Source organism: Paenibacillus sp. FSL P4-0184, from assembly GCF_038004625.1.
In the GTDB taxonomy this organism is placed as follows: Bacteria; Bacillota; Bacilli; order Paenibacillales; family Paenibacillaceae; genus Paenibacillus_AQ.
On record NZ_JBBORN010000001.1, the window covers coordinates 1,237,653 to 1,248,108 of the forward strand.

The following is a 10,456-nucleotide window of genomic DNA, read 5'->3' on the forward strand; positions in this document are numbered from 1 at the left end:
AAGGACGGTAAGCGTATATGCGAGAAATATAAGAGGATACCGTGTAAAACTTAACCTTTCTTATATTTTAAAAAAGGAGCTACCAAGCTATGATAAAACGCAGCTATTATGGTCTTCTCTCGACCATTACTTTAAGCGCTTTTGGTGATGCTTTTGGCCTGCTGGCTATGGAGTGGCTCGTCTATGATCTGACGGGTTCCAAGCTAGCGATGGGAGCACTCGCGCTCAGCTCAGGCATCCCTGAGCTGCTGTTGCGCTTGCTCGGTTCACCGTTGTCCGATCGGCTGCACCGGGTCCGTTTTATGGCCTGCTTGGCAGCCATTCGCTTGCTGGCTATAGCACTGCCACTCGGCATGGGCCTGGCTGGCCAATTGCAGCTGTGGCATCTGTTTGTCGCCGCGGGTCTCAGCGGATCTTGCGCCGCATTGTTCATGCCAACAGCGATGGCTGTTATTCCTGGCGTTGCCGACAGCCGGAAGCTGGTGCGAGCTTTTGCTATCATTGATGGCAGCAAAAGCGCAGCAGTCCTGCTGGGGCCTGCCTTAGCAGGTGCGTTGACCGCTGCTAGTGGAGCGCTGCCCGCCCTTGGCATCAACATGATATGTTACGCAGCCGCCATCACTACCTTGCTGTGCTTACAAAAGCTACCGAAACCTTCTCCAGCCCCAGGTAGTTTCTCCATCACCGTTTACGTTCGCGAGATAGCCGAGGGTTTTACCTTCTATAAACAATTTCCTGCAATGCTTACGATTATGATCATGGCCTCCATCAGTAATTTAAGCTCAATTGCCGTCTGGACGATGATGGTCCCTTTTGTACGTGAAGTGCTCCACCGCGATGCGGCCACGATGGGCACGCTAAGTACAGTTTTCGCACTGGGAACCTTAGTCGGGCTAAGTGTGATTTCCATGATAGGGGAAATTAAAAAAAGACGGCTTGTCATGCTTAGCAGTCTGGGGACCATAGGTTTAGTGACTACCTTATGGGGGTTATTCCCTAGTTTTTCTTTTGCTCTCGCCGCTGTATTTGCTACTGGGACGTTAGGTCCCTTCTTCGGTTCCTTAAGCTCTTCACTCCATGGACGTCTAGTTCCGAGCCATCTGCAAGGAAGAGTCAATTCTATTCGCTTTCTGATCGGTGGCGGCTTGCAGCCTTTTGGTGCTTTTGCCGGTGGCGCGATTGCCCAGCATTATGGGGTGCCCGCACTTTTTGTAATCTCCGGACTGCTTCCAATGCTCTGTGCTAGCGCAGCCTTGCTGCTCCCCGGACTAAAAGCGCTGGATGGTGACCTTTCCACCCTTGAGGCTACCCATAGGCGACCCGTTGTGGAAGTTCCGTCACAAGGTGTTGTAACTGAACGATAAGTGGGGATATGTAGAAGAGTTCACTGATTCTAATAGAAACAGCGATAACTTAGGACAAGGAAAACACGTCCTAAACTACCGCTGTTTATTTTAATTTATCAGGCAAAAAAGGAAACTGGAATTTCAATTTTTTCACAATAGACTACCCTCTGTCGTTGAAGGCGGCGGATGGCAGTCTGTTTTTTTATAGTCTTGTTAACGTTCCATTCACACTACTCTGATAATGTCTATAAGCGTTAGGTGGATGATCATCCAAACCCAATAAATGATGATACGGAGGATAAAAATGTTAACTTATATAAAAAAAAGACTGATCGCTGGTCTAACCCTATTGGCTGTGATCAGTGCCGGATTAGGCGCAAGCCTGGTGTTGCCTGGGAACCAGGCATGGGCCGAGACCAAAACGGATCAAACTGTGCTACCTATAACCCAGACTGAAGCACCTGCCAATCTCGATGATACCGCGAGTCTGACTGCCTTCGTTAATGGCATTATGGAACAAGATATGAATCGGCTGCAAATTCCTGGAGCAGTCATCTCGATCGTAAAGGACAACAAGATTATTTTGGCCAAAGGTTATGGCAGCTCCAATCTGGAAAAGGCAGCACCCGTTGACCCGACAACCAGCATGTTTCGAATTGCTTCAACGACAAAGCTGTTCACCTGGACAGCGGTGATGCAACTGGTCGAGCAAGGCAAAATTGATCTAGACACGGATATTAACACCTACCTGAAATCAGTGAAGATCCCTGCTACTTATCCTGAACCTATCACTATGCGCCATTTGATGACACATACAGCAGGGTTCGAAGAAGGTGGAGTAGGTTATCAAATCACTACAGACCCTGCCAAATTGCCGGGGTCAATCTCGGAAGCACTCAATAAGCATATGCTGGCACGGGTAAGACCCCCCGGAGAGATGAGTTCTTATTCGAACTTTGGGGCTACACTAGCGGGTCTGATTGTGGAGGAAGTTAGCGGTGTTCCCTACAATGACTATATACAAAAGTATATTTTCGATCCGCTCGACATGAAATATTCGACTGTGGTAGAGCCTTTGCCGGAGTCATTCATACCCAACCAAGTTGTAGGGTACACGAGTGAGAACGGCAGCTTTATTCCTGGCACACCTACCTTCGAGGGCGGCTTTCGTCCTGCCGGCTCGGGTACTGTATCAGCAGTAGATATGGCGCATTTCATGATCGCCCATCTGCAGAACGGGAAATATGGTGACCAGCAAATTCTTAGAACGGAGACTGCAGAACTAATGCATTCAACGGCGTACCAATTCGACAAACGTCTGCCGGGAGTAGATCTGGGGTTCGCTGAGAAACACATCAATGGTCTCAGACTGATCACTCATGGTGGTTCCGACCCCATGTTTAATACGGAGTTTTATCTTGTGCCTGCCAAGCATGTAGGCATCTTTGTTTCCTATAATGGCGGTCAGGGCGGTGATTCCGCGGCAGGCCTAGTCCATGCCTTTTTTGAGCGCTATTATCCCGATCCTGAAGCGAAGCAGCCTGAATTCTCCACTTCTGCGGAATCTGTGCAGAAATATGCGGGAACCTATCAATTCACACGCCGAAATCTCAGTGATATTGATAAGTTTTTCAACTTTTTTGCCCAGCTAAATGTTACGGTAGAGGATAATAAGCTATCCTTGGGAAGTGGTAGTGAACAACAGCTGTATAGAGAAATCGGTCCGAATCTGTTCCAGCTCGAGGGAGGTACCGAACAAATCGGCTTCCGCACAAATGATTCCGGTAAGGTTACACATATGCTCTTAGGTATGGCACCAGAAATGCCGCTGGAGCGTACGCCACTCTTGAATCAGAATAAGTTTTGGCTTATCGTACTTGGCGGCGCGGGGTTGATCTTCATCACTGCATTGCTTGGACTAGTCTTTTCCAGACGCAAAATCAAGGCGATGACGCCACCTGAAAAGTGGGCCATCCGCCTATCTGTGGGAACTGCTGGTTGGGCGCTGCTATCTTTCGTCACGATATTTATGGTGGTTATGTCCATGGACATGATGCAGAAGTTCAGCGGGATCAGTCTTTCGCTTTCTCTCAGTTTAGTTATGCCAATCATTTTGGTTGGTCTGACTTTAGCTTTACTAATCTCGGCTATACTGGTTTGGAAGAATAAATACTGGACAGCTTTCAAGCGTGTGCATTATACGTTAGTGGCGCTTTCGGCTGTGGCGATGACTCTGTTCTTCTACTATTGGAACCTGTTGGGTTGGCAGTTCGGATAACGCCACTACTTGCCAAGAACAAATCAGATATAATGAAAGCTTAATAGAGGAGGAAAATCGTGGCTACTATACTTATCGCTGATGATGATGATAACATCCGAAAGCTAATGTCTTTATTTTTGCGAAAAGAAGGTTTTGACCTCAAAGAAGCCAGGGATGGTACCAAAGCTCTGTCCATTATACAGAACTCGCGTGTCGATCTCGTCATTCTAGATATTATGATGCCAGGATTGGATGGTTGGGATCTATGCAGAGAAATCAGACGCTGGGATGCCAACATCCCCCTCCTCATGGTGACGGCTAAAGCGGAATCCGCACACAAAGTGAAAGGCTTTCAACTTGGTACGGATGACTATCTAACGAAACCATTTGATCCGCTTGAACTGGTAATGCGAGTAAAAGCTTTGCTTAAACGCTCGCTGGTCGTTTCTTCCCAGTCCGTGCAGTTGGGTAATGTGGCGCTCAACCGCCGCACTTTCCAGGTCACGCGTGGTGAAGAACCGGTCACAATTCCTTTGAAGGAATTTGAGCTGCTGTTTCTGCTGGCCAGCCATCCTGGGCAAATCTTCACAAGAGAACAGTTGATCCTTCAAATCTGGGGATTGAATTATGAAGGAGATGGCCGAACTGTAGATGTGCATATAAGTCGGTTGAGGGAGAAATTCAGCGGCAAGGGCGAGCAATTTCAAATCGAAACGGCCCGCGGCCTGGGATATCGGCTGATCCCTATGCCATGATCAAGACATTGTATGTACGCGTCATTCTCACGTTTCTGGGCATCATTATCTTTAGTCTAGTCTGTTCCTTTTTCATTGGCTTGTATGTCTTTCAGAAACAAATAAGTTACGAGGGACAGAATGAAATGATCGTAGTGGGAAAAGAGATCATTCACCGCTATGATGACGCCAAACCTAAAGATACGGACGAGTTCCTGAATAGTATGGTTAAGGTATCCGCACACCCTATCCACCTGTACAATCATGCCGGAGAACATACCTTTTATGGGCTCAAGGGTAGTCCGGGTGTCACTGTCCCCCCCGAAGCTGTCAAACAAGTACTACAAGGAAAGCTCTACCGTTCCTCCGCGGAAGATAAGGATATTTTTATCGGGATGCCTTTTATGTTGGACGGGGAGTGGCGTGCGATGTTCTTGCAGTATTCTGCTGAGAACGAAAATATCGTTAATCGGATGGTGCTCTTTGTGCTTTTGCTCGTGCTTTTGCTGGGTAGTGTATGCATTCTTATTGCCGCCAGATATTTGGTGGAGCCGATCAAAGCACTGACGAATGCAACAAAAAGACTGGCCAAGGGTGATTTCGAGGTGGAGCTTAAAGTGAACCGAATAGATGAAATCGGGGAATTGACACAAAGCTATGTGGAGATGGCAGGGGAGCTGAAACAGTTAGAACAGATGAGACAGGATTTCGTATCCAACGTTTCTCATGAAATCCAGACACCGCTTACGTCCATTTCCGGCTTTGCCAAGGCGCTACTGAACCATGATTTAATCGTGGAAGAGGAACGCAGCGAATATCTTGATATCATCATTGCGGAGAGTGAACGTCTGTCGAGGCTAAGTGATAATTTACTGAAGCTCGCTTCCCTGGATTCTGAACATCATCCCTTCAACGCAAGTTCCTTCAATCTTGACGAGCAGATTAGAACAATCGTTGTGACTTGTGAGCCCCAATGGTCAGCCAAAGGCATTGTTATCGATCTTGAATTGCCGGAAGCAATCAAAATTAAGGGTGATGAAGATCAGCTGAAGCAAGTATGGATGAATTTGCTCAGCAACAGCATCAAATTCACACCGGAAGGCGGGAATATTCGCATCAGTATAGTTAGTAGTGCAGCAGAAGTATCCGTCACCATCATCGATAATGGAATCGGGATGTCCCCGGAAGAGTTCAACGCCGTATTCCAAAGATTTTATAAAATAGATAAATCCCGGAACGGAAACAACAATGGCAACGGTCTCGGACTTGCGATCGTTAAAAAAATTGTCTCTCTGCATCAGGGAAGGATAGAGGTAGACAGTGCTATCGGAGAGGGAACGACAATTATCGTTAGGTTGCCCGTCTCCCCGTCTGCTCCCAGCCGAAAGAGCCTTAAGCCCTTTGAAGATACCTCAGCACTATAGATATCGTAAGGGAATAATCAAAAAACAGGCGATACCGGTAGACCGGAGCATCGCCTGTTTTTTAAGGTTAGATCTGGGAGCATCGCTACTAGAATTCCATACCGATTGTAATATCTTATAGTGGCCAAACCTCCAGCCACTAGGTACTACCGCCCCCCTTCGGCTAAAAACCGATGGGGGGTTCTTTGAGCCTTTCGTCGATGTTGGGTTTGGGCTTCGCGCTGATAGCAGCGGAGAGAACGGACTGATTGTGGAAAAGCGGAGCGTTCGCCCGAAAGCTTTCCGAAGGAAAGCTCACTTCGTAAGCATATGCTGTGTCCGGATTTTACCCTAGGGGAAAAATTCAAAAAATCTGGACACAACAGCGATTGTAACAACAGTCCGTTCTCGGAGCGTCCGCCAGCGCAATCCGCACAACACCCCGCATAAACACCCTAAGGCTCAATCAACCCATACTTCGTTTTTATCCGATCCAACTTTTCAATCATAGGGTTAGCAATGAAAAAGAGGAACACCACCGTCGAGATGGCATGCACCATATCAAACCAAAAGGCGGAAATATAAGTCGTCATCAAAGCCGACCATGAGAACTCTGAAGTGAACATCATCAGCGAGCCTATATTGATAATGCCTCCATATACCAAGAACGTCGCTAGCCCTCCGAATATACAGAGAGACAGCTTAGTCTTTTTAAGCAGACCTTTCTTGAAGAAAATGCCCGCCAGGAAGCCAATGATGCCAAAACAAAACATTTGCCAAGGCGTCCAAGGTCCCTGCCCAAAAAAGAAATTGGAGACGAAGCCCGCAACAGCGCCCACCAGAAATCCTGCTTCAGCCCCTAAACTCACACCTGCAATGATCACAATAGCAACCACCGGCTTAAACTGTGGCAACATGAAAAAGGCTGCGCGTCCAGCAACGGCAATGGCCGCTAGCACCGCTATGACGATGAGTTCCCTCGCCTGCGGCTTCCGATTCTCGAACACCAACGCAAACGGAATCATCGTGTAGAGGACGATCAATAGGCTGATAAAGTAATATTTGCGATCGTCTAGGACAAAGATCCCTAACAAAATTGTAGCTGGAATAACTATAAAGATTAGCAGTCCCGCTAATAAAGTTCGACGACTCAAACGACGACCCGTTACCTGCTTCGTTGACATAAACCAATCACACCCTCTATCGTTACTCCCTCGCTCCAGACATGACGCGCCATTCGGTTGGCGGCAGTCGTATAGAAGCTGTTTCCAGCAAAAAACTTCTGGGCATCATTCGTAGTGATGATACTTCCATCAAAGAACATCGCGCAGACCTCCGCATATTTGGCACAGAATTCAACATCATGCGAGACCATTACGATGGTAACACCATCGGCATTAAGCTTCTGTAGGAATAAAGCGAGTTTCTCCTTAAAGGGTCCATCCAGTCCCTTCGTCGGTTCATCCAGCAGCAGAATCTTTGGTTCTAACAAAAGCACCTTAGCCAGCGCCGCCCGCTGCTGTTCTCCCCCGCTAAGATCATACGGATGCATGGAGAGAAGATGTTCCAGTTCTGCGAACTTAACCACGGCCTCAACTTTAGCCGTCTTTTCTTCCTTCGTTAAAGGAAGCTGGGATAACATTTCGTATAAATCTAACTCGACTGTTTTCTTCACAAATAAGGTTTGCGGATTTTGCGGGAGGATGCCCAGATTGTTAGTAAACAGTTCTTTGGCATTCATCTTCGCAGGGTTGTTCCCGCCAATTTGAACCTTGCCTCTATAGGGCTGAAGAATGCCGCTCATTAGTGACAGCGTCGATGTCTTGCCCGTTCCGTTTCCACCAACAATGCAATAGAACTGTCCCTGCTTCACTTCAAAGGACAAATCTTTAATAATATCCGGTCCTTGCTTATCATATTTAAACCATACATCCTTGAACTTTATGACTACTGGGCCGTCCTCTTTCGTGCTTGGCTGAGATTCCGAGATCGCTGCAGGTGTCTTATCCTCTAGAAAAGCATCCAACCATTGGCGTCCTTCCTTTACTGTAACAGGCCATGCTAAGTCATTCTCTGTGCCTGCGTAAATTTGCATCGGTGAGGGCATGGACAGAAACATCGGATGGTTCAGCTTGCTTAGAGCTTCTCCCACCCTTTGCGGGGTATCATCAGCAATCACGATGCCCTCATTCAGCACAATCAGCCGATCTGTAAGCGGAAGAACATCCTCTAAACGATGCTCGCTCATGATAACGGTTGTTCCAAGCTCGCGATTAATCTTTTTGACCGTCTCCAAAAAATCGGAAGCGGCGATGGGATCTAGCTGAGAGGTAGGCTCATCAAGGATTAGAACCGAGGGATGCATAGCCATAATCGCTGCTAAATTGAGAAGCTGCTTCTGGCCACCCGATAGCTCAGTCACACTTTTATGGAACCAGGTCTGAATTCCGAAAAAGCTCGCCATCTCAGCCACGCGCAAACGAATCGTAGAATTGTCATAACCTAAGCTTTCAAGGCCAAAGGCCAACTCATGCCACACCTTGTCTGTCACAATTTGATTGTCCGGACTTTGGAGTACATAACCGATTTCCGCTGCTTGTGTCCGTTGATCGATCTCCTCTACAGGTTGACCCTTATAATAAATCGCCCCTTGGCGTTTGCCATGTGGGGTTAAGATTGTTTTCAGTTGTCTTAGTAAAGTACTTTTGCCGCAGCCTGACTTTCCACACACAGTAATAAAGTCTCCGCTTGCAATCGTAAGATTAATATTCGAAAGAGCCATCTGCTCTTGTTCAGGAAAAGCAAAGCTTAGTTCTTCGATTCGATAGATTTCCATTTCATTGCCTCCACCATATTGATGAGCACAGGGATCATACATAGCGCAAAATAAGCGATATATACAAGGATACTAAAAGGTGTCATTGCACTCGCTTTAATCGACGGATAATATCTCATCGTGTTCTCACCCATCGCTGCGCCGATGGCTACCATCGCAATTAAGCCTGTCATGATCAAGAGGGCTACTTTGTCCCGGGCATCTAGACGGAAGATCGAAAAGCTTGTACGTCCAGGCAATCCATATCCTCTTGATTTCATGGAATCTGCCGTTTCAATCGCATTTTCCAGAGCCCAGGTAGTCATTATCGATAGGATCGTTATCCCATTTCGCGCTCGCGCGAGGAGATTTCCTTGCGTGACATCCCGGCCTATACATTTTTGAGCATTCGAAATCACCTTGATTTGCGCTAAATATCTAGGAACAAAACGAAGCACCATCGAAAAAATCAACGACAGTGCCGGCAGTATTTTTCCGAATATATAAATAAACTTATCCGAGGTCATCACGACGTTATAACAGGAGAACCATATGATTACCGTCACAAACATGCACGCCGCTGCAACACCATAAAGAATGGATTCCTTCGTAATGGGATTTCCATTGTTCAAATAGAACAAGATCGTTACCCCTTGATGATTAAAAACAGGGTTCATAATCGCCATAAATAGTAGAAAAGGAACCATGTACAGCAGATTAAATCGAACGGCTTTCTTTCCTTTTAACATAAAGGAGTAGACCACTGCACTGATTAGGGCAATCACCTGAAATATGGGATGCATGAACACCATGCTAAACAGCAATACAACGACAAAATATAGAAAATTCACAAACGGATGAAAGGTAGAAAAGCTATCCTTCATTATTTCTGAGCTCCTCCTGTGGCTACATAACCACCTACATCTCGACCTAAATCACAAGTGTATACCCATTCAACGACATCGCCATCCTTAAGAACATAACGACTACTGCCGTAGTTAGGGAACCAGCCATTTACTTTGTACATCCATCCACTGAGCTCTCCAGCATCAAATTCATAAAGATTATTTATACCTTCAATATAATTACTGTTATAGATCGGAGTCATACTGAATTCCATATGGATTTTATTCTTCTTCATCTCTCTTAGCAAAACATCAAACACAGACTCACCTTCATAAAAGGTTACCTTCTGCGCTTTATAAATGATACCATCTGCCGGCAATACTTCAACCTTATCCTTATTGAAAATATCCATATTATCTAAAATCGTTGCTGCCGACACGGACAAAGTAGCCGTTAATTGCTTCTTCTTATCTACCGTTGCATCTTGCCATTCCACGGGCTTAGGTTTCCCGCTCGGCACTGGATCGGTAAGGAATTTATCCTTTTTCGGTTCCTGCTTTGTTTCTGTTGTCGCTACTTTTGAATCCGGCTTGGTTACTGGTTTTGCCGTCGCTTTCGTTTCCGGCACGGACGTTTTAGCCGCTTTCGGTGTTGCGGTCGGTTGTGCCTTTGCAGCCGGCTTTGGTGTTTCGGTCGGTTTTACATCTTCTGTTTCTGCAGCAGTATCTGTTGGTGTTACATTTTCTGATGGCGTTACCTCTTCAGTTGGTTTTACCGTTTCAACGGGCTTAGCTGTTTCATCAGGTGTAGCTGTAGGAGCTATCTCCGTTGTCTTGGCATCACTTGAGGTTGTAGGCTCTACATCAACATTCTGATTGGAGGTCGTATTGGCTGATCCTACAACTTGAGACTCAACACTGTTACTCGCAACCTTGTTCGGGCTCTTCTGATAATTCCCGCCCCAAAAGAAGGCAATCGCCAACACACCAATAATTAGTATCGCTGTTAGCCATTTTTTCTTGTTCATTTCTTAAGTTCCCCACCTTAAATAA

The 10,456-nt window shown here is 46.5% G+C and carries 8 protein-coding genes; 4 read left to right on the forward strand and 4 right to left on the reverse strand.

Annotation, left to right across the window (positions count from 1 at the left end):
- The first annotated feature begins 89 nt into the window (after positions 1–89).
- From MKY52_RS05290 to MKY52_RS05305, 4 genes are all read left to right on the forward strand, one after another.
- Positions 90–1,364, forward strand: a complete 1,275-nt coding sequence (locus MKY52_RS05290; protein ID WP_341050235.1) for an MFS transporter — start codon at positions 90–92, stop codon at positions 1,362–1,364.
- Between the two features lie 286 nt (positions 1,365–1,650).
- Positions 1,651–3,624, forward strand: coding sequence for a serine hydrolase domain-containing protein (locus tag MKY52_RS05295; protein ID WP_341050236.1), 1,974 nt, complete (start codon positions 1,651–1,653; stop codon positions 3,622–3,624).
- Between the two features lie 59 nt (positions 3,625–3,683).
- Positions 3,684–4,361: a response regulator transcription factor gene (locus MKY52_RS05300; RefSeq protein ID WP_149647978.1), complete on the forward strand. Its 678-nt coding sequence runs from the start codon at positions 3,684–3,686 to the stop codon at positions 4,359–4,361.
- Positions 4,358–5,764 carry a HAMP domain-containing sensor histidine kinase gene (locus MKY52_RS05305; RefSeq protein ID WP_341050238.1) on the forward strand — a complete coding sequence of 469 codons (1,407 nt, stop codon included), beginning with the start codon at positions 4,358–4,360 and terminating at the stop codon, positions 5,762–5,764. Before MKY52_RS05300 ends, MKY52_RS05305 begins: the two co-directional genes overlap by 4 nt.
- Positions 5,765–6,198: 434 nt before the next feature.
- Here the strand turns inward: MKY52_RS05305 and MKY52_RS05310 are convergent, their stop codons facing one another.
- From MKY52_RS05310 to MKY52_RS05325, 4 genes are read right to left on the reverse strand one after another with little or no spacing between them, the layout of a single operon-like run.
- Positions 6,199–6,927, reverse strand: coding sequence for an ECF transporter S component (locus MKY52_RS05310; protein WP_341050239.1), 729 nt, complete (start codon positions 6,925–6,927; stop codon positions 6,199–6,201).
- Positions 6,909–8,579, reverse strand: a complete 1,671-nt coding sequence (locus tag MKY52_RS05315) for an ABC transporter ATP-binding protein (protein WP_341050241.1) — start codon at positions 8,577–8,579, stop codon at positions 6,909–6,911. Before MKY52_RS05315 ends, MKY52_RS05310 begins: the two co-directional genes overlap by 19 nt.
- Positions 8,552–9,442, reverse strand: a complete 891-nt coding sequence (locus MKY52_RS05320) for an energy-coupling factor transporter transmembrane component T (RefSeq protein WP_341050243.1) — start codon at positions 9,440–9,442, stop codon at positions 8,552–8,554. The genes MKY52_RS05315 and MKY52_RS05320 overlap by 28 nt, the downstream gene beginning before the upstream one ends.
- Positions 9,442–10,431: a DUF4430 domain-containing protein gene (locus MKY52_RS05325; RefSeq protein WP_341050244.1), complete on the reverse strand. Its 990-nt coding sequence runs from the start codon at positions 10,429–10,431 to the stop codon at positions 9,442–9,444. Before MKY52_RS05325 ends, MKY52_RS05320 begins: the two co-directional genes overlap by 1 nt.
- Between the last annotated feature and the right edge of the window lie 25 nt (positions 10,432–10,456).